Source organism: Kitasatospora sp. NPDC001159 (genome assembly GCF_053598235.1).
This window is the reverse complement of the sequence record NZ_JBSFJV010000005.1, coordinates 137,659-156,030: the sequence shown is the minus strand read 5'-3', so window position 1 is coordinate 156,030 and position 18,372 is coordinate 137,659. Positions and strand designations below refer to the sequence as shown.

Here is an 18,372-nt window from a genome sequence, read left to right as displayed (position 1 = left end):
GGTCAGGCCACGTGCAGCCGGTAGACCTGGCGGGAGCCTCCCTCGGGCCCGGGGGCGGCGGGCTCGGCCGGGGTGAAGCCCAGCTGCTCGTAGAACACCCGGGCCCCGCTGGTCACCGCGCCGGGGTGGTCCGGCCCGAAGGTCACCACCTCGACGGTGGCCGGGGCACGAACGTGCCGGCGCAGCGCGTCCTCGACGAGGGCGCGGCCGACGCCGGTGCCCCGGGCGTGTTCGGCGACCACCAACCAGTGCAGGTGGTGCAGCGGGGACCGGTTGCCGAACAGCAGGCCACCGAGCACGCCTCGGCCGTCCTCGGCGACCGTGGCCAGGCCCCGGTCGATGTTCCTGCTCACCGCCCGGTGGAAGCCTGGCTCGGCCACCATCGGGCCGAACCAGTGCTCGACCTCGGCGGCCAGGGCGAGGAAGCCCGCCAGGTCGTCGGGGCGGGCGGGGCGTACGGTCATCCGCCCGCGTTCGGCAGATCCGTCGGCCTGGACGGCCAGCGCGAGTCGACCACGGCCAGCGGGTCCTTGCCGCGGCGCAGCCAGGCCTGCAGGCCTTCGGCCCACTCGCGGTACCAGCCGATCTGCCGCCGGTGCAGCTCGGCCGGCGCGACCTCCCCCACCTCGGCCGGGTAGCGCCCGGCCAGCGCGACGGCCACCCGTACGGCGGCCAGCGCGTCGCTGCCCGCCTCGTGCGCGTCCGTCAGTTCCACCCCGTACACGTCGCACACCCGCTGCAGGGTGCGCGAGCCCTTGCGGTACTTGTCCACGGCCCGGTCGATCACCAGCGCGTCCAGCACCGGCCCGACCGGCCCGCCCAGGCGCTCCGCCAGCGCCGCCAGCCCGTACCGGCGCAGTTCCGCGTCCAGCAGCGACAGGTCGAACGGCGCGTTGAACGCCACCACCGGCCGCCCGGCCGCGATCCGCTCGCAGAGCGCCGCGGCTATCTCCTCCACCGCCTCCTTGGCCGGCCGCCCCTTGCCGCGGGCCAGCTCGTCCCCGATCCCGTGGATCGCCTCCGCCTCGGCGGGAATCGGCATCCCGGGATCGAGCAGCCAGTTGACGGCCTCCACTCGCACGGCGCCGACCGTGTCCACGAGCGCGGCCGTGACGATGCGGTCCACGGCCGGGTCGGTGCCCGTGGTCTCCAGGTCGAAGCCGACCAGTGGCTGCTGCCACCAGCTCATCAGGTGTGTCCTTCCGTCCAACCGCTCGAAACAGCCCCCATCATCACCCGCCCCACCGACAACCCGACCCACCGGGGAGCCGATCACGAGCTCGTCCGCCCCAGGCTGTTCCTCGGGCCTGAGCGAAGGAGCCGACCATGAGCACTGTCCCTGGCCTGCCGGTGCCCCGCACCGGTCCGACGGGATAGTCCTATCGACGGATTACCAATCGACCAGGCCTAGCGCGCCGCCGCCGGCCCGGCCAGGGCGAGCCGGCTGGGCAACAGGCTGGCCGTGACGGCGAGCGCCAGGCAGACGGCCGCGCCCGCGCCGAGCGGCAGCCAGGGCAGGTTGAGCCCGACGCTCGTCTGCCCGGCCAGGATGCGGTGGTTGAGCAGCGCCGTGGTGCCGTACTGGGTGAGCGCGGTGACGGCGAGGGCGAGCGCGGCGGCCGTGGCGACGACCAGGACGGCCTCCAGCGCGACCATCTGCAGCACCTGACGGCGCACCGTCCCGGCCAGCCGCAGCACCGTGAAGTCGCGGCGGCGGTCGGCGGCGCTCATCACCATGGTGTTGACGATGGCGATCAGCGCGTAGAGCAGGGCCGGGCCGAGGATGGCGGTGGTCGCGATCCAGGCGTAGTGGGCGTTCGGGTCGGGCCCGGGGGCGTGGGCGTCGGTGAGCACGCCGCCGAGCCGGTCGGTGGGTTCGGCGCTCAGGTGGACGGCCCCGGGGCGGGCGCCGGGCAGGCGGGCGGAGACGGCCTCGCCGCTGAGCAGGACCTCGTCCAGGCCGAGCTGGGTGCGGTAGACCAGGGCGAGCCGCAGGCTGGTGACGGTGCCGTCGGCCAGCCGCAGGTTGACCTGGTCGCCGAGCTTCCAGCCGTGGCCGCGGACCTGGTCGGTGGAGGCGGCGAGGGTGGCGCCACGCAGCTCGGCGGCGCTGCCCTCGACGGCCGGCAGGGTCCAGGCGGCGGCGAGGTCGCCGTCGACGACGGTGGCGGCGGACGGCACGTTGCCGGCCGAGTCCTCGCCGTGGTCGTCGAAGGCGGGCCGGTCGGCGCCCAGGCCCATGACCACGGTGGAGGTGGTGGCGGTGGCGTGCAGTCCGGGCGTGCCGGCGGTGAGCCGGTGGACGGCGTCGGCGGGCAGCGGCACGGCGCCGGGGCGCAGCACGTACCGGGCGGCCGCGGTGGCCTTGCCCTGGGCGGTCATGGCGTCGGCGAAGGCGGCGGTGGAGCCGACCACGGTGCCGGTGAGCGCGATGGTGAGGAAGGCCGGGGTCGCGGTGGAGACGGTGCGGCGCACGGCGGTGAGCGCGTTCTGCCGGGCCAGCAGCGGGGCGGCGGCGGTCAGGCGGGCCAGCGGCGCGCTGAGCAGCCGGACCAGCGGCGGGACGACGACCGGCGCGAACAGGGCGAGCGCGGTGATGGTGAGCAGGTCGGCGCCGAGCACCCACTGGGAGGCGAGCTGCGGGTCGTCCGGCTGGTCGCCGGGGGCGGGCGGCATGGTGGACGCCGACAGGTAGTAGCCGATGTTGCCGGCCAGGGCGAGCAGCCCGAGCAGTGCGAAGGTCCAGCGCGACTTGGTCATGACCTTGCGGTCGACGGCTGCGTCGCCGAGCGCTTCCACGGCGCGCACCCGTGCGGCCCGCAGCGCGGCCGTGACGGCGCCGAGCAGGGCGACCAGCAGGCCGACGGCGGCGGCCAGCAGCATCGGGCCGACGGCGGGCCGCGCGGTGAATCCTTCGGGGGCGGCGCCGCGGTCCACCAGCCAGGCGGCCAGCGCGGGTGCGCCGGGCAGCGACAGCAGGCAGCCGCTGACGGCCGAGACGAGGGCGACGACGGCGGCCTCGCCGGTGATCAGCCAGACGATCTGCCGGGGCGTGGCGCCGACGGCGCGCAGCATCGCGATCTCCTGGCGGCGCTGGGCGACGGCGAAGGCGAAGGTGCCGGCGACGACGAAGACCGCGACGAAGGCGGCCATCGCGGAGGTGAACTGGAGCACCTTGTGCAGCGAGGGCGCGCCGAGCGGGGAGTCGTCCCCGGCGGTCTCGTTCAGCAGACTGCCGGTGGTGGCGACCAGGGTGACGCCGAGGGTGAGGGCGACGTACGAGCCAGCGAAGGCTGCTTTGCGGCGGCGCAGGCTGGCGGCGGCGACGGGCAGGAGGGTGCCGAGCGAGGTCATGCGACCGTCTCCAGGGCGGTCATCCGCTCGGCGACCTGCTGGGCGGTGGGGTGGGGGATGTCGTCGACGATCCGGCCGTCGGCGAGGAAGAGCACGCGGTCGGCGTAGGAGGCGGCGACCGGGTCGTGGGTGACCATGACGGTGCTCTGGCCCTCGCGGTCCACCAGGTCGCGCAGCAGGGCGAGCACGTCGCGGCTGCTGGAGCTGTCCAGGGCGCCGGTCGGCTCGTCGGCGAACAGCATCCGGGGCCGGGTGATGAGGGCGCGGGCGATGGCGACGCGCTGCTGCTGGCCGCCGGAGAGCTGGGAGGGCAGGTGGCCGGCGCGCTCGCCGAGGCCGACCTGGGCGAGCGCGCGGTGTACCTCGGCGCGGTCGGGGCGACGCCCGGCCAGGCGCAGCGGCAGGCCGACGTTCTGCTCGGCGGTGAGCGAGCCGACCAGGTTGAACGCCTGGAATACGAAGCCGAGTTGCTGCCGGCGCAGGACCGTTAGCTGGGTCTCGTTCAGCCCGGCGAGGTCGGTCCCGTCCAGGGTGACCCGGCCGCTGTCGGGCCGGTCGAGGCCGGCGCCGCACTGCAGCAGCGTGCTCTTGCCGGAGCCGGAGGGCCCCATGACGGCGGTGAAGGTGCCGCGGTCGAAGGCGACGTCCACCCCCCTGAGCGCCCGTACGGCCTCCGGCCCGGCTCCGTAGGTGCGGTGTACGTCTTCGAGGCGCAGTACGGCCCCGCCCTCCCCCGTGATCTTCACGGGGGCTACACCTACCACGATCGAAGTCACGCGGGCCAGCTGACTTGGGCGAATCGTTACTGCATCGGATGAGCCTCCGTCAGCCCTCGGGCCCCGGCGAGGACGTCGGCCTCCGGGCCGGTGTCCTCGCCGCCGGCTCCCGGAGCATGAGGACGTCGATCGGGTCCTCGTGGACGACGGTGAAGCCGTGCCGCTCGTACAGCCGCTGGGCGGCGCTGCCCTGGAGGACGACGAGACGCACCGGCTCCCCGGCGGCGTCGGCATCGGCGAGGAGGTGGCGCAGCACGGCGGTGCCGAGGCCCCGGCCCTGGAGGTGCGGGGCCAGGTAGAACAGCTCCAGGTGGCGCCCGCCCCGCTCGTCGGGGCGGACCGTGACGGAGCCCGCGAACGCCCCCTCGACCAGCAGCACGGAGGTGTACCGGGTGGAGAAGGCGTCCCGCACCCGCCGGCGGGAGCGGTCCGGGTCCCAGCGGCCGAGGCGTTCCAGATCGGCGCGCATGACCTGGTCCTTAAGGTCGCTGATCGGTTCGAGGTCCTTGAAGGCGGCGGGTTCCAGGGTCCAGGCGGGGAGGCTGTTCACGCCGCGTAGTGTTCCACCGCGGCGAGGCTCCGATTAGCGGTTTTCTCAGGATACGGGCCGGGAGTCCGCCCAGACACCCTCGAACTCCTCGCGGTAGACCTCCAGCAGCCCCGGCTCGGTGCCGCCCGGCTGCTGGCCGGCGCCGCCGCGCAGGATCAGCGCCGGGGACTCCATGCCCCGGGAGCGGCGCAGGTAGGGCTGGATGACGCCGACGTCGCGGCTCTGCCGGCGGCCGCCGACCTGGCCGGTCGGGCGGGGGCCCTCGACCAGGTAGGCGGTGAAGCGCGGGGTCTCGTCGAAGACCCGGATCTCGAAGCCGCCCTGGTCGCGCAGCCGGGCCCGGACCCGGCGCACGTGCATGATGTTCATCTCGATCGAGCGGGACAACTCGCTGCGGGAGAGCCCGAGTTCGCGTTCGCGGCGGCGCACCGCGCTGCTCGCCGGGTTGAGGAAGAGCAACCGGACCCGGCAACCCTCGCCGGCGAGGCGCACCAGGCGCTTGCCGGTGTAGTTCTGGCAGAGCATGCCGAGGCCGATGCCGAGCGCGTCGAGCCGCCGGGCGCCGTCGAGCAGGTCCTCCACCGGCAGGTCTCGCTGCAGCCGGACCCGGTCGGCGTGCACCGCGACCACGTCCGCGTACCGCCCGGCGACCAGGGACTCCACCACGTCGGCGGGCACCCCGCCCGCGCCACCGTCCAGGACGGCGAGCAGCCGGGCCGCGGCGCGCTCGGTCTGGGCCAGCACGGTCTGGGTGAGCACCCGGTTGCGGGAGACCACGTGCCGGGCCACTTCCAGCTCGTCCAGTGCGAGTTCGATCTCGCGCCGGTCGGCGAGGTACGGCTCGAAGCAGGGCCAGTGCTGGACCATCAGCTCGCGCAGCTGGGGCAGGGTGAGGAAGACCAGCGGGTCGTCGTCGGCCGGGTCGAGCAGGTAGCCCTTGCGGCGGCTGACCTCGCGCACGGCGCCGGCGCGGTGGGCCCACTCCTCGCCGGCCGGTCCGGCGGCGGCGGTGACCCAGTCCTCGCCGTGGGCGGGGGCGTAGATGGGGTGCAGCACCTCGTCGACCAGGGAGCGCAGCCGCTGTTCGACCAGGTTGAGCCAGACGTAGGCGCGGCCGGACAGCCGCACCCGCTGGTAGGCGTCCTCCCACTCGCCGGCCGACCAGGCGAGCGCGGGGACCTCGACCGGGCCGCCCTGCGCGGGCACCAGGGCGCGGCCGGTCAGGGTGGGGCGCATGACCATCGTGGGCGCCTCGCTGCGGGCACCGCCCCGGTCGGGGCCGTCGGGCCCGGGGCCACGGCCGCCGGCGGGGAACACCATGCGCCACCTCATCTGGTTGCTGCGGCTGACCCCCGCGGGCGCGGGGACCGTTGACGGACTGTCGAGAGTCCGCCGGGGCGGCCGGACGATCAAGGGTACTGCCCGCCGCGAGCCTCCCGCAGCCGGTTGCCCGAGGGCCCCTCCCGTACCACCGGCCCCTTTCTTCACAAGATTGGCCGCTGGACACCCGTTCGGGCGAACCCCGGCGCTATCTCCCGGCCGCCGGGGGAGGGCTCGGGGAGTATGCGGGCTGTGCGTTGCGTCACGGCGCGCGAGCGTCGCACATGCCCGGCCGCCCGACCGGGAAGAGCGTCCGGGTCCGGGCAGATTTTCGTATACGTCAGTTTCGGTCGGCAGCAAGGAAGTTGATGACTCATGCAGGTCTGGCCCGGTAAGCCCTACCCCCTCGGCGCCACCTACGACGGGGCCGGCACCAACTTCGCGGTGTTCTCGGAGAGCGCCGACCGGATCGAGCTGTGCCTGATCGACGAGGACGGCTCGGAGACCGCCGTCGAACTGCGCGAGACGGACGCCTTCGTCCGCCACGCCTACCTCCCGGGCGTCCAGCCCGGCCAGCGCTACGGCTTCCGCGTGCACGGCCCGTACAACCCGGGCCTCGGCCAGCGGCACAACAGCGCCAAACTGCTGCTGGACCCGTACGCCAAAGCGATGAGCGGGCACATCGACTGGGACGAGTCGGTCTACGGCTACCACTTCGGCGCCCCCGAGCGCCGCAACGACCTCGACTCCGCCCCGCACACCATGCACTCGGTGGTGATCAACCCGTACTTCGACTGGGGCACCGACCACCCGCCGCGCACCGACTACCACCGCACCGTCATCTACGAGGCCCACGTGAAGGGCCTCACCCAGCTGCACCCGGGCATCCCCGAGGAGATCCGCGGCACCTACGCGGGGCTGGCCCACCCGGCGGTGATCGAGCACCTGGCCAAGCTCGGCATCACCGCCATCGAGCTGATGCCGGTGCACCAGTTCGTCCGCGACCACCGGCTGCGCGACCTCGGCCTGTCGAACTACTGGGGCTACAACACGATCGGCTTCTTCGCCCCGCACTCCTCCTACTCCTCCACCGGCGACCGCGGCCACCAGGTGCAGGAGTTCAAGTCCATGGTCAAGGCGCTGCACGCGGCCGGGATCGAGGTCATCCTCGACGTCGTCTACAACCACACCGCCGAGGGCAACCACCTCGGGCCGACGCTGTCGCTGCGCGGCCTGGACAACGTCTCCTACTACCGCCTCGCCCGGGACCAGCGCTTCTACGAGGACACCACCGGCACCGGCAACAGCCTGCTGATGCGCAGCCCGCACGTGCTCCAGCTGATCATGGACTCGCTGCGCTACTGGGTCACCGAGATGCACGTGGACGGCTTCCGCTTCGACCTCGCCGCCACCCTGGCCCGGCAGTTCCACGAGGTCGACCGGCTCTCCTCCTTCTTCGACCTGGTCCAGCAGGATCCGGTGGTCTCCCAGGCCAAGCTGATCGCCGAGCCCTGGGACCTCGGCGAGGGCGGCTACCAGGTCGGCAACTTCCCGCCGCTGTGGACGGAGTGGAACGGCATGTACCGGGACACCGTGCGCGACCTGTGGCGCGGCGAGAACGCGACCCTCGCCGAGTTCGGCTCCCGGCTCACCGGCTCCTCCGACCTCTACCAGGACGACGGCCGCCGCCCGATCGCCTCCATCAACTTCGTGACCTGCCACGACGGCTTCACCCTGCGCGACCTGGTCTCGTACAACGAGAAGCACAACCAGGCCAACTGCGAGGACAACCGGGACGGCGAGTCCTTCAACCGCTCCTGGAACTGCGGCGTCGAGGGCCCCAGCACCGACCCGGCCGTCGAGGACCTGCGCGCCCGCCAGCAGCGCAACCTCATCGCCACCCTGATGCTCTCCCAGGGCGTGCCGATGCTCTCCCACGGCGACGAACTCGGCCGCACCCAGCTGGGCAACAACAACACCTACTGCCAGGACAACGAGCTCACCTGGGTGCACTGGCCCGAGGACGACGGGCCGCAGGCGCGACTGCTGGAGTTCACCCAGGGGATGATCTGGCTGCGCCGCGACCACCCGGTGTTCCGGCGGCGGCGGTTCTTCCACGGGCGGCCGGTGTCCGCCTCCGGCGGGTACGACGACCTCACCGACATCGCCTGGTTCACCCCGGGCGGGGAGGAGATGACCAAGCGCAACTGGGGCGCCAGCTACGCCAAGTCCCTGACCGTGTTCCTGAACGGCTACGCCATCTCCGAACCGGACCGGCGCGGCGGGCGGATCGTCGACGACTCCTTCCTGCTGATGTTCAACGCCCACTTCGAACCGCTGGAGTTCACCGTGCCCGCCGACCACGGGCAGGAGTGGCAGGTCGTGGTCGACACCGCGCAGCCCCGGCTGCCCGCCCCCGGCACGGGGGCGAGAGTCAAGGCCGGGGACGCCCTCTGGCTCACCGACCGCTCGCTGATGGTGCTGCAGCGGCCGGCTTAGGGCCTGCCCCGGCATCGCCCCGCAGGCGGGAGTTCGAAGACGGGCGCCTGGAGGCTCACGCTCACCTGTTCGGGCCAGCAGCGGGTCTTGGCGGTGGGTCGGGCCGGGTACCTATGGACACATGACCTCCGCCGCCGAGCCCGCGCAGCCCCGCCCGGCCGCCACCGTCCCCACGTCCTCGTACCGCCTCCAGCTCCAGCCCGGCTTCACCCTGCGTGACGCCACCGCCGCCGTGCCCTACCTGGCCGCCCTCGGCGTCTCCCACCTGCACCTGTCCCCGCTGCTGGAGGCCGCCCCCGGCTCCGCCCACGGCTACGACACCGTCGACCACACCCGGATCAGCGAGCAGCTCGGCGGCGAGCCGGCGCTGCGCGCCCTGGCCGCCGAGGCGCACCGGCACGGGCTGCGGCTGATCGCCGACGTGGTGCCCAACCACATGGCCGTGCCCGTCCCCGAGCGGCTCAACGGGCCGCTCTGGCAGGTGCTGCGGGACGGGCCCGACTCGCCGTACGCCCGCTGGTTCGACATCGACTGGACGGCCCAGCCCGGCCCAGCCGACGCCCCCGAGCGCGGCCGGGTGCTGCTGCCGCTGCTGGGCGACCGGCTCGGCGCCGTACTGGACCGGCTGACGGTGGACGGCGAGGTGCTGCGCTACCACGAACACGAGCTGCCGCTGCGGCCGGGCACCTCGGGCCTGCCGCTGCCCGAGCTGCTGGCCCGGCAGTGGTACCGGCTCGCCTGGTGGCGGCTGGCCCGCACCGAGCTCAACTACCGGCGCTTCTTCACCGTCAACGAGCTGATCGCCGTCCGGGTCGAGGAGCCCGAGGTGTTCGCCGCCACCCACGCGGTGCTGCTGCGGCTGCACGCTGACGGGATCCTGGACGGCTTCCGGATCGACCACCCGGACGGGCTCGCCGATCCACGCGGCTACCTGCGCCGCCTGGCCGAGGCCACCGGCGGGGCGTACACCGTGGTCGAGAAGATCCTCACCGGCGAGGAGCGGCTGCCCGAGGACTGGCCGGTGGCCGGCACCACCGGCTACGACGCGCTGCGCCGGATCGACGGCGTGCTCACCGACCACGCGGGCGCCTGCCTGCTGGCCGGGGCGTACGAGTCCTTCCTGCACGGCGGTCCGATCCGCGACCTGTGCCAGGACCCCCACCCGGCGATCGCTGCCGCCCGGCTCGGACGGGCCGACATGACCGGGCCGGGCGGCGAGCTGGCCGCCGAGGTCGAGCGGCTGGTGCGGATCGCGCTGCGGGTCGGCGCCGCCGAACCCGCGCACGCCGACCACGCACCCTGGCAGCTGCGCGCGGCACTGCGGCGGCTGCTCACCGACTACCCGGTGTACCGGCCGTACGCGCGGCCCGGGGAGCCCGCCTTCGACGACCCGCTGCAGACGGCCGGCGCCGACGACCCGACCGAGCGCCTGGTGGCCGCGCTGGCCCTCGGCGAGCTGGGGCGCGGCCCGGACAAGGACGAGTTCTGCGCGCGCTTCGCGCAGACCGCCGCCGCGGTGGCCGCCAAGGGCGTCGAGGACACCGCCTTCTACCGCTGGAACGCGCTGCCCGGCCTCAACGAGGTCGGCGGCGAGCCCGCCCGGCCCGGGCTGTACCCGGCCGAGTTCCACGACTGGTGCCGGTACCTGGAACGCACCTGGCCGCACAGCATGACCGTGCTCTCCACCCACGACACCAAGCGCAGCGCCGACGCCCGGGCCCGGCTCGCCGTACTCGCCGAGCAGCCCGCGGCCTGGGCCGCCGAGGCCGCCGCCTGGTCCACCGCCGCCGGGCCCGGCTTCGACCGCGATGCCGACTGGCTGCTCTGGCACACCCTGGTCGCCGCCTGGCCGATCACCCCGGACCGGCTGGTCGCCGCCCTGCTCAAGGCCGCCCGCGAGGCCAAGCTGCACACCTCCTGGACCGCCCCCGACCCGCACTACGAACAGGCGCTGGAGGAGCGGGCCCGCGCCGTCTACCGCAACCCCGGGCTGCTCCCCCGGATCGAGGGCCGGGTGCACGCGCTCGCCCCGTACGCCCGCGCCAACACCCTGGCCGCGGCACTGCTGCACCTGACCGTCCCGGGCGTTCCCGACCTCTACCAGGGCAGCGAGGAGCCGCTCTACACCCTGGTGGACCCGGACAACCGGGGCGTGGTCGACCTCGGCGCGCTCGCAGTGCGGCTCACCGACTCGGCCACCGCGCGCCCCGGCGACCTCGCCCGGGAGAAGCTGCACCTGACCACCACCGCCCTGCACCTGCGCCGCTCCCGCCCGCTCGGCGCCTACCGCCCGCTGACTGCCGTCGACGTCTCCAGCGACCACCTGCTGGCCTTCGCCCGCGGCGAGGACGTGGTCACCGCCGTCACCCGGCTGCCGTACGGGCTGGCGCAGGCGGGCGGCTGGCGGGACACCGTCCTGGAACTGCCCGCCGGCGGGGACTGGACGGACGAGCTGACGCTGCGCGGCTTCCCCGCCGGGGCGGTGCCGGTGGCGGACCTGCTGGCGACCTACCCGGTGGCGCTGCTGACGAGGAGGGGCTGAGCATGCCGCGCTATGAGGTGTGGGCGCCGTACGCGGCCTCCCGCGTCGCCGTCCGAGTCGACGGGTCCGACCACGCGCTGGCCCGCTGCCCGGACCGGGACGGCTGGTGGTCCGGCGAGGCCCCCGAGGGCGACTACGCCTTCCGGCTGGACGACGGCCCGCCGCTGCCCGACCCGCGCTCCCGCCGGCAGCCGCACGGCCCTGACGGCCCGAGCCGCGCGGTGGACCACACGGCCTTCCGCTGGTCGCAGACCGGCTGGCACGGCCGCCCGCTGCCCGGCGCGGTGCTGTACGAGCTGCACATCGGCACCTTCACGGCCCGCGGCACCTTCGACGCCGCCACCGAACACCTGGACCACCTGGTCGAGTTGGGCGTGGACTTCGTCGAGCTGATGCCGGTCTGCCCGTTCCCCGGCAAGCACGGCTGGGGCTACGACGGGGTCTCGCTGTGGGCCGTCCACGAGCCCTACGGCGGACCCGAGGGGCTCAAGCGTTTCGTGGACGCCGCGCACCGCAAGGGCCTCGGGGTGGTGCTGGACGTGGTGCACAACCACCTCGGCCCGTCCGGCAACCACCTGCCCTCCTTCGGGCCGTACTTCACCGACCGGCACCACACCCCGTGGGGCTCGGCCGTCAACCTGGACGCCCCCGGCTCGGACGAGGTGCGCCGCTACCTGATCGACAGCGCGCTGGCCTGGCTGCGCGACTACCGGATCGACGGGCTGCGGCTGGACGCCGTGCACGCCCTCGCGGACGACCGGGCCGTCCACTTCCTGGAAGAACTCTCCTACGAGGTCGAGAGGTTGGCGGTGGCCGTGAACCGGCCGCTGTTCCTGGTCGCCGAGTCCGATCTCAACACCCCGCGCACCACCGCCGCCCGCGAGGCCGGCGGCCAGGGCCTCACCGCGCAGTGGAGCGACGACTTCCACCACGCGCTGCACTGCGCGCTCACCGGCGAATCCCAGGGCTACTACGGGGACTTCGCGCGCGCGCCGCTCGCCGCCGTCGCCAGGACGCTGCAGCGCGGCTACTTCCACGACGGCACCTGGTCCTCCTTCCGGGGGCGCAGCCACGGGCGGCCGTTCCCGCCGGGCAGCGGCCACCGGCTGTTGGGCTACCTGCAGACCCACGACCAGGTCGGCAACCGGGCGCTCGGCGACCGCATCTCCACCACCCTGCCCGCCGGCCGACTCGCCTGCGGCGCCGCACTCGTGCTCACCTCGCCGTTCACCCCGATGCTGTTCATGGGCGAGGAGTGGGCCGCCTCGACCCCCTGGCAGTACTTCACCGACCACACCGACCCCGGCCTGGCGGACGCCGTCCGGCAGGGCCGGCGGCGGGAGTTCGCCGAGCACGGCTGGGCCGCCGAGGCCGTCCCGGACCCGCAGGAGCCGGCGACCGTGCTGCGCTCCGTACTTGACTGGACCGAGCCCCGGCGCACGCCGCACGCCGAACTCCTGGACTGGTACCGGCGGCTGCTGAGGCTGCGGCGCGAGCGGCCGGAGCTGTCCGACCCGGACCTCGGCGCGGTGCGGGTCGACTTCGACGAAGCGGCCGGCTGGCTGGTGGTGCACCGGGGGCCGTACCGGGTGGCGGTCAACCTCGGCACGGCCGAGGCCGCGCTGCCGTTGGGGGCCGCCGGGCGGGAGGTGGCGGCGGCCTTCGGAGCGGCCGTGCTGGAGGGGACGGCGGTGCGGCTGGCGGCGGACTCGGTGGCGGTCGTCGCCGTGTAGGTCACCAGAGGAAGGTGCCGATCCGCTCGCGCAGCGCGGGCGCGTCCAGGCCGTAGGCGGTCAGGTGCTCCGCCATCGAGCCGTAGTGCCGGTGCTCCTCGCGCGGCACGCCCAGGGCCAGCACCCGGTGCGGCCGGTCGGCCAGCGCCGCGTGCGCCTCGTTCGCCGAGGTGCCCGCCAGGTACGGCTCCACCAGCACCACGTCCGCCCGCTCGCCGACCGCGGCGCGCAGCGTCTCGGCGTCGAAGGGACGCACCGTGGCCGCGTACAGCACCGTGGTGTCCAGGCCCTCGGTGGCGGCCAGCACCGCGTCCAGCATCGGGCCGACGGCGAGCACCACACCGCGCGAGCCGGTGCGCACCGTGCCGAAGCGGCCCGGCTCGACCGCGACGGGGGCGGCGTTCTGGTGGTTGGAGAGCCGGACGTACACATTGCGGTCACCGTCCGCGACGGCGTGCTCCAGCAGCTGCTCGGCCTCGTCCGGGTGGCCGGGAACGTGCACCGTCCAGTCCGGCAGGGTGTCCAGCAGGGCGACGTCGCCCGGGGACATGTGGGTGCGGCCGGCCGCCGGGTTGTCGTAGGAGCCGCCCGCGCTGACCAGCACGGCGCCGACGCCCTGGTGGACCAGGCTCAACTTGAGCTGCTCGAAGGGCCGTTCGACCAGGAAGCTGGCGAAGGTGTGGGCGATCGGGCGCATCCCGCTGAGTGCCAGGCCGCCGGCCGCGCCGATCAGCAGCTGCTCGCGGATGCCGACGTTGACCACCCGGTCGGGGTGGCGCCGGTGGGCCGGCTCGAAGGCGGCGGCGGTGATGTCGGCCAGCACGACGGCCAGTCGGGGGTCCTCGTCCAGCAGGCGGGAGGTGACGGCGACGAAGCGCTCGCGCATGGTGTCCATCGGGGAAGTGCCTTTCGGTGTCGGCCTGTCGGGGGCGTTCGGGGTGGTGCGCTTTCGGGGCGGTGCTCTCGCGGTGGCGCTCGCCCGGGGTGGCGCTCAGGAGTACTTCGGCTCCACCCGGGCGACCACCACGTGCGGGCGGCCCGGGTGCTCGGCGGTGTAGGCGCGGTACAGCGCCTCGTGGTCGCGGCCGTCCACCGTCGCGGTGGACCAGCCCTCGGCCGCGAACCGCTGGGCGATCCCGCCCTGCCAGCCGTGGGTGGCCGAGGAGTTGTCGATCACCACCACCTGCAGCCGGTCCAGCCCGTACGCGCCGGCGAAGGCCACCGCCTCGTGGTTGGAGCCCTCGTCGAACTCGGCGTCACCGACCAGCACCCACACCGCCGGATCGGTCAGCCCCTGCGCCCGCAGCCCGAGCGCGGTGCCGACGGCCAGCGGCAGGCCGTGGCCGAGCGAGCCGGAGGAGATCTCCACCCCGGGCAGCAGCGTGCGGTCCGGGTGGTAGCCCAGCGGCGAGTCGTAGCCGCCGAAGCCCGGCAGCACGGCCGGGTCGACGAAGCCCTTGGCGGCCAGCACCGCGTAGTAGGCCATCGGGCCGTGCCCCTTGGAGAGCAGGAAGCGGTCGCGGTCCTGCGCCTCGGCGGTGTCCGGGGAGACCCGCAGCACCCGGTCGTACAGCACCCAGAGCGCGTCCAGCGTGGAGGTGGCGGCGACGTCGTGCTTCTCGTCGCCGGTCATCAGCGCCATCAGGGGCTGGAGGTCCTCGAAACCGGCCCGGCCGGCGGCTTCCGTGCTTGTCCTCGTCGTCATGCCCCGATCGTGCAACTTCAAGCGAACTTTAAGTCAAGTGACTACACCGAGCACCCGTGACGGCGCACTCCGACGACGCCCGCGCCCCGGTCCGCGCTCGGGCGACCTGCTCACCATCGGCCGACTCTCCGCCCGCAGCGGCCTCGCCCACTCCGCGCTGCGCTACTACGAGAGCCTCGGCCTGATCCAGGCCACCCGCACCAGCGGCGGCCAGCGCCGCTACTCCCGCGGCGTGCTGCGCCGGATCGCCTTCGTGCACGCCGCCCAGCGGGTCGGCCTCTCCCTGGACGAGGCCCGCGAGGCCCTCGACCGCCTGCCCGAGCGCCCCGCCCCCAGCGGCTCCGAGTGGGACCGGGTCGCCACCGCCCGGCAGGACCGGATCGACGAGCAGATCGCCGAACTCGAACGGCTCAAGGCCAGGCTCACCGGCTGCATCGGCTGCGGCTGCCTCTCGCTGACCCGCTGCGCCCTGCACAACGCCGACGACCGGCTCGGCCAGGCCGGCCCCGGCGCCCACTACCTGCGCACCCACGACCCGGCCGACGAACTCGAAGGCGGGCGCTGAAAGGGCGGGCGCCGAAACCCTTCGCCGCCCGGCTGTCGGTCTGCCTACCGTACGGCCATGCTGCCTGTGGTGGAGACGGACGAGCAGTGGGACGCGGTCGTCCACGAGGAATCGGTGATGCGCCCCGGCACCGCGCGCTGCTGCACACCGAGTTCATGCGCGAACACCTGATCACCGACCCGGCCGCCGGGTGGCGCCTCACCGGCCTGCTCGACTTCGAGCCCGCCATGATCGGCGACCCGGCCTACGACCTGGTCGCCGTCGGCCTGTTCACCACCCGCGCGGACCCGCACCTGCTCGGGCAACTGCTGGGCGCGTACGGCCGCGCCTTCGAGCCCCGGCTGGCTGATGGCGTACACGCTGCTGCACGTGTACAGCAATCTTCCTTGGATACCTGCGGGAGTTGAAGCCGTCGGCACGGACCCTGGACGACCTCGCCGAGGAGTGGTTCGGGGTTGCCTAAGGCCTCGGATCCGTGCGCAGCAGGCCGTAGACCACCCCGTCGCGCCACTCACCAGCGCGGAATGTCACCGCGCGGTGGACGCCTTCCCGGGTGAAGCCGACCTTCTCCAGGGCGCGCTGCTCGGCGAGGTTGTCGACGTCGGTGTCCGCCTCCACCCGCATCACCGGCGTATGGGTGAACAGGTACTCCACCAGCAGGCGCTGGGCCTGGGTGCCGATTCCCCGACCGCGCGCCTGCGGCGCCAGCTGGATGCCGATGTTCCAGTACGGCGCGGTCGGCAGCATGCCCTTCCGTCTGGCCGCGACGAAGCCGCAGAACTCGTCGCGGACGACGACCGCGAAGATCGACTGGTCGTCCCCGATCAGCCCGTGCTCGGCCCACCGGCGTCGGAACCGCTCGGGATCCCGCCAGCCGTACCACTGGAACTCGCCCACCGCGTCCGGATCGTTGATCAGGCGGCCGAAGGCGGGGAGGTCGGCTTCGGCTATCGGACGCAGGGAGACCGTTTCATCGCTCATGCAGGCGCCAACGGCCTGGCCGTCGCAACGGTTCCTCAGCTTGACGTTTGCCCCGTCGCCGCGATCTCGGCGAGGTGGGCTTCGAGCGTGGACTCGACCCGAACGCGGGACAAGAGGCCCAATGCCACATCTACGGGCGCACGGACGGGGAGACTCATAGACAGCGGCCGGTCTCTCGCACCTCGTTACTCGACATCTCGAAGCGTGGAGAACGGCCGCCTCACCTGCCCCCGGATCCTGCACGTCTCAGCAGGTCGGGTGACGTGCGAGGTCGAACGGAAAGCCAAGAACTCCGGCACCGTGGACGGTCGGTCAGGGGCGGGGTCGTGGTGTGGGGTCCGCCTGCTGGTAGAGCGTCACCAGCACGCCGTGCACGGGCTCGCCCGGCGAGTCCTCCTCCGTCTCGTCGACGAGTTCGGCCAGGGCCTCGGCCAGTCGGGCGGCCTTGGCCGGGCTGAGCCGGAGGTGGCGCAGGGTCAGGGTGTGCTCGACGGGGGAGCGGTCCACTTCCTGGGCGACGGCGCCGAGCAGGGCGGCGATGCCCTCGGCCTGCGGCTCGGCGACGAGGAGGCGCTCCGCGGTCCGCCGGTAGTACTGCTCGGTGCCGCCGCGGACCTGTCGGGTCCCGGCCTCCTGGACGAGTCCGGCCTCGCGCAGCACCTTGAGGTGGTGGGAGACGCTGCCCTTGTTCACTCCCAGCTGTGCGGCCAGCTTGCTGATCGTCGACGGGCGGCCGCTCAGGGCGAAGAGCAGTCGCTGGCGCAGGGGGTGGGCGAGTGCGGAGTGCTGCAGGGGCGTGCTGATCCGCTGGGCGTCGTCTGCTGAGTGCTGGGTCACGGAATCAAGTGTTAAGTCTGCTTGACGCTATGGCAAGCCGCTGGTCTACTCCCTGCCATGACCGCCATCACCGCGATACCCGCGCTGGACACCGCCGCCACCACCTCCGTCGTCGAGTCGGTCGCCGGCCTGGTCGCCGAGAACTACGTCTTCCCCGATGCCGCCCTGCAGCTGGCGGCCTTGCTGCGGCGCCGCAGCGCCAACGGCGCCTACCCGGCCGGAACCGCCGAGGAACTGGCCGCGGCCGTCACCGCCGATCTGCGGTCCGTCAACGGCGACCTCCACCTGGCCCTCAAGTACCACGCGGAGCCCGTGCCGCCGCACCAGGGCGCCGCGGCACTCGCCATGATGCGCCGGAAGTTCGACGACTCCCTGGGCGGCGTCCCCCGTGTGGAACTCCTCGACGGCGGCGTCGCGCTCCTGGAGATCGCACCGCACATGTTCCCGCTGGACTGGGCGGCGCAGCCGCTGACCGCGGCACTCTCCCTGGTGGCCCCGGCCCGCGCCCTCATCATCGACCTGCGCCGCAACACCGGTGGCGACCCCGACACGGTCGCCTTCATCTGCGGCTACCTGATCGACGGCCGCACCCACCTCCACACCCTGCTCTCGCGCCAGGGGGAGGTGGCCGAGCAGTACTGGACGCCCTCGTTCGTACCGGGCGCCCGCTTCGGCGGCAGCAAGCCGCTCTATGTGCTCACCGGCCGGGAGACGTTCTCCGCGGGCGAGGAACTCGCCTACGACCTGCAGCAGTTGGGGCGCGCCGAGGTCGTCGGGGAGACCACCCGCGGCGGTGCCCACCCGCGCGAGGGCTGGACGGTGCACCCGCACCTGGAGCTCTCCGTACCGATCGCCCGCGCCGTCAACGCCGTCTCGGGCACCAACTGGGAGGGGACGGGCGTGCGCCCCGACGTGCCGTGCGACGCCGGGGACGCGCTCGACCGCGCGCTCGCCCTGGCCACGGCCCGCCTGGCCTAGGCACGCTCGGTCCAGGGCTGTCCGGCGGGTCGCGTGGCGACGTGACCACGTGGTGGGCGTGATCCACAGAGTCGAAGAACTTCTGGACATCGAGGTCGATGACCCAGTCCTTCTTCCAGCACCGCTGCCGGCACCGCTCAACCGCCTGCAGAGCGGACCGCTTCGGCCGGTATCCGTAGGAATCGTCATGGAAGATCGACTCCGTCCGGGGTTCCAGCGCAAGAGCGACCACCGTCTGCGCGATGCGGTCAGCCACGGTGGGGACGCCCAGCATCCTCTTCCCACCCGGCTTCGGGATCTCTACCGCCCTCACCGGCGGCGGGAAGTAGGTGCCCGAAGACATCCGGTTCCAGATCTTGTACAGGGTGCCCCGCAGATCCTTCTCGAAGTCCTCGATCGAGCAGCCGTCTACTCCCTCCGCACCCTTGTTCGCCTTGACCCTCTCGTATGCCTCCCACACCAGTCTCTTCGGAACATCGAACGGCTTGTCCTGCGGACCTGACATGCCCACCCGCTTCCTCCCGGAGCACTT

General features: G+C 73.5%; 16 protein-coding genes and 1 pseudogene. 6 read left to right on the top strand and 11 right to left on the bottom strand.

Annotated elements, in window-relative coordinates:
- Nucleotides 1–2: 2 nt before the first annotated feature.
- The 6 genes from ACWC9T_RS04930 to ACWC9T_RS04905 form a co-directional block, all read right to left on the bottom strand.
- Complete coding sequence (locus tag ACWC9T_RS04930; RefSeq protein ID WP_449819630.1) at nucleotides 3–464, bottom strand: GNAT family N-acetyltransferase; 462 nt, start codon at nucleotides 462–464, stop codon at nucleotides 3–5.
- A complete protein-coding gene (locus ACWC9T_RS04925) occupies nucleotides 461–1,189 on the bottom strand; it encodes an exonuclease domain-containing protein (RefSeq protein ID WP_449819629.1) in 729 nt (242 codons plus the stop codon). The genes ACWC9T_RS04930 and ACWC9T_RS04925 overlap by 4 nt, the downstream gene beginning before the upstream one ends.
- Nucleotides 1,190–1,407: 218 nt before the next feature.
- Nucleotides 1,408–3,354, bottom strand: coding sequence for an FtsX-like permease family protein (locus tag ACWC9T_RS04920; RefSeq protein ID WP_449819628.1), 1,947 nt, complete (start codon nucleotides 3,352–3,354; stop codon nucleotides 1,408–1,410).
- On the bottom strand, nucleotides 3,351–4,100 hold the full coding sequence (locus tag ACWC9T_RS04915; protein ID WP_449819627.1) for an ABC transporter ATP-binding protein: 750 nt from the start codon (nucleotides 4,098–4,100) through the stop codon (nucleotides 3,351–3,353). Before ACWC9T_RS04915 ends, ACWC9T_RS04920 begins: the two co-directional genes overlap by 4 nt.
- Before the next feature lie 79 nt (nucleotides 4,101–4,179).
- Entirely contained in the window at nucleotides 4,180–4,680 is a 501-nt protein-coding gene (locus ACWC9T_RS04910) for a GNAT family N-acetyltransferase (protein ID WP_449819626.1), read from the bottom strand.
- A 45-nt stretch (nucleotides 4,681–4,725) separates the two neighbouring features.
- Nucleotides 4,726–6,000 (bottom strand): SAV2148 family HEPN domain-containing protein, encoded by a 1,275-nt coding sequence (locus ACWC9T_RS04905; RefSeq protein WP_449819625.1) that lies wholly within the window; start codon nucleotides 5,998–6,000, stop codon nucleotides 4,726–4,728.
- Nucleotides 6,001–6,375: 375 nt separating this feature from the next.
- Between ACWC9T_RS04905 and glgX the strand changes: the two genes are divergently transcribed.
- The 3 genes from glgX (at nucleotide 6,376) to treZ (ending at nucleotide 12,774) form a co-directional block, all read left to right on the top strand.
- A complete protein-coding gene (glgX, locus tag ACWC9T_RS04900) occupies nucleotides 6,376–8,499 on the top strand; it encodes a glycogen debranching protein GlgX (RefSeq protein ID WP_449819624.1) in 2,124 nt (707 codons plus the stop codon).
- Between the two features lie 121 nt (nucleotides 8,500–8,620).
- Nucleotides 8,621–11,041 (top strand): malto-oligosyltrehalose synthase, encoded by a 2,421-nt coding sequence (treY, locus tag ACWC9T_RS04895; RefSeq protein WP_449819623.1) that lies wholly within the window; start codon nucleotides 8,621–8,623, stop codon nucleotides 11,039–11,041.
- Between the two features lie 2 nt (nucleotides 11,042–11,043).
- Entirely contained in the window at nucleotides 11,044–12,774 is a 1,731-nt protein-coding gene (gene treZ / locus ACWC9T_RS04890; protein WP_449819622.1) for a malto-oligosyltrehalose trehalohydrolase, read from the top strand.
- A gap of 1 nt (nucleotide 12,775) precedes the next feature.
- Here the strand turns inward: treZ and ACWC9T_RS04885 are convergent, their stop codons facing one another.
- Both ACWC9T_RS04885 and ACWC9T_RS04880 read right to left on the bottom strand, forming a co-directional pair.
- Nucleotides 12,776–13,669, bottom strand: coding sequence for a transketolase family protein (locus ACWC9T_RS04885; protein ID WP_449819621.1), 894 nt, complete (start codon nucleotides 13,667–13,669; stop codon nucleotides 12,776–12,778).
- 96 nt (nucleotides 13,670–13,765) lie between these two features.
- On the bottom strand, nucleotides 13,766–14,479 hold the full coding sequence (locus ACWC9T_RS04880; RefSeq protein ID WP_449819620.1) for a thiamine pyrophosphate-dependent enzyme: 714 nt from the start codon (nucleotides 14,477–14,479) through the stop codon (nucleotides 13,766–13,768).
- Between ACWC9T_RS04880 and soxR the strand changes: the two are divergent.
- A pseudogene (gene soxR / locus ACWC9T_RS04875) lies at nucleotides 14,478–14,945 on the top strand (redox-sensitive transcriptional activator SoxR); the annotation flags it as partial. The gene ACWC9T_RS04880 and the pseudogene soxR overlap by 2 nt on opposite strands.
- Nucleotides 14,909–15,451, top strand: coding sequence for a phosphotransferase (locus ACWC9T_RS04870; RefSeq protein WP_449819648.1), 543 nt, complete (start codon nucleotides 14,909–14,911; stop codon nucleotides 15,449–15,451). The pseudogene soxR and the gene ACWC9T_RS04870, both read left to right, overlap by 37 nt.
- Before the next feature lie 52 nt (nucleotides 15,452–15,503).
- Here the strand turns inward: ACWC9T_RS04870 and ACWC9T_RS04865 are convergent, their stop codons facing one another.
- Together ACWC9T_RS04865 and ACWC9T_RS04860 are read right to left on the bottom strand one after the other, a co-directional pair.
- Nucleotides 15,504–16,025 carry a GNAT family N-acetyltransferase gene (locus ACWC9T_RS04865; RefSeq protein WP_449819619.1) on the bottom strand — a complete coding sequence of 174 codons (522 nt, stop codon included), beginning with the start codon at nucleotides 16,023–16,025 and terminating at the stop codon, nucleotides 15,504–15,506.
- Between the two features lie 312 nt (nucleotides 16,026–16,337).
- Complete coding sequence (locus tag ACWC9T_RS04860; RefSeq protein WP_449819618.1) at nucleotides 16,338–16,862, bottom strand: ArsR/SmtB family transcription factor; 525 nt, start codon at nucleotides 16,860–16,862, stop codon at nucleotides 16,338–16,340.
- Nucleotides 16,863–16,919: 57 nt separating this feature from the next.
- On the opposite strand from ACWC9T_RS04860, the gene ACWC9T_RS04855 reads away from it, so the two are divergent.
- On the top strand, nucleotides 16,920–17,840 hold the full coding sequence (locus tag ACWC9T_RS04855; protein WP_449819617.1) for a S41 family peptidase: 921 nt from the start codon (nucleotides 16,920–16,922) through the stop codon (nucleotides 17,838–17,840).
- Here the strand turns inward: ACWC9T_RS04855 and ACWC9T_RS04850 are convergent.
- Nucleotides 17,725–18,183: a reverse transcriptase domain-containing protein gene (locus ACWC9T_RS04850; protein WP_449819647.1), complete on the bottom strand. Its 459-nt coding sequence runs from the start codon at nucleotides 18,181–18,183 to the stop codon at nucleotides 17,725–17,727. The genes ACWC9T_RS04855 and ACWC9T_RS04850 overlap by 116 nt on opposite strands.
- Nucleotides 18,184–18,372 lie beyond the last annotated feature (189 nt).

Bases quoted from the DNA above. Each gene is read 5' to 3' on its own strand.
- ACWC9T_RS04855 (WP_449819617.1), top strand. From the start codon at position 16,920: ATGACCGCCATCACCGCGATACCCGCGCTGGACACCGCCGCCACCACC.
- glgX (WP_449819624.1), top strand. From the start codon at position 6,376: ATGCAGGTCTGGCCCGGTAAGCCCTACCCCCTCGGCGCCACCTACGAC.
- ACWC9T_RS04930 (WP_449819630.1), bottom strand. From the start codon at position 464: ATGACCGTACGCCCCGCCCGCCCCGACGACCTGGCGGGCTTCCTCGCC.
- ACWC9T_RS04850 (WP_449819647.1), bottom strand. From the start codon at position 18,183: ATGTCTTCGGGCACCTACTTCCCGCCGCCGGTGAGGGCGGTAGAGATC.
- ACWC9T_RS04925 (WP_449819629.1), bottom strand. From the start codon at position 1,189: ATGAGCTGGTGGCAGCAGCCACTGGTCGGCTTCGACCTGGAGACCACG.
- treY (WP_449819623.1), top strand. From the start codon at position 8,621: ATGACCTCCGCCGCCGAGCCCGCGCAGCCCCGCCCGGCCGCCACCGTC.
- ACWC9T_RS04885 (WP_449819621.1), bottom strand. From the start codon at position 13,669: ATGGACACCATGCGCGAGCGCTTCGTCGCCGTCACCTCCCGCCTGCTG.
- ACWC9T_RS04865 (WP_449819619.1), bottom strand. From the start codon at position 16,025: ATGAGCGATGAAACGGTCTCCCTGCGTCCGATAGCCGAAGCCGACCTC.
- treZ (WP_449819622.1), top strand. From the start codon at position 11,044: ATGCCGCGCTATGAGGTGTGGGCGCCGTACGCGGCCTCCCGCGTCGCC.
- ACWC9T_RS04905 (WP_449819625.1), bottom strand. From the start codon at position 6,000: ATGGTGTTCCCCGCCGGCGGCCGTGGCCCCGGGCCCGACGGCCCCGAC.
- ACWC9T_RS04880 (WP_449819620.1), bottom strand. From the start codon at position 14,479: ATGACGACGAGGACAAGCACGGAAGCCGCCGGCCGGGCCGGTTTCGAG.
- ACWC9T_RS04920 (WP_449819628.1), bottom strand. From the start codon at position 3,354: ATGACCTCGCTCGGCACCCTCCTGCCCGTCGCCGCCGCCAGCCTGCGC.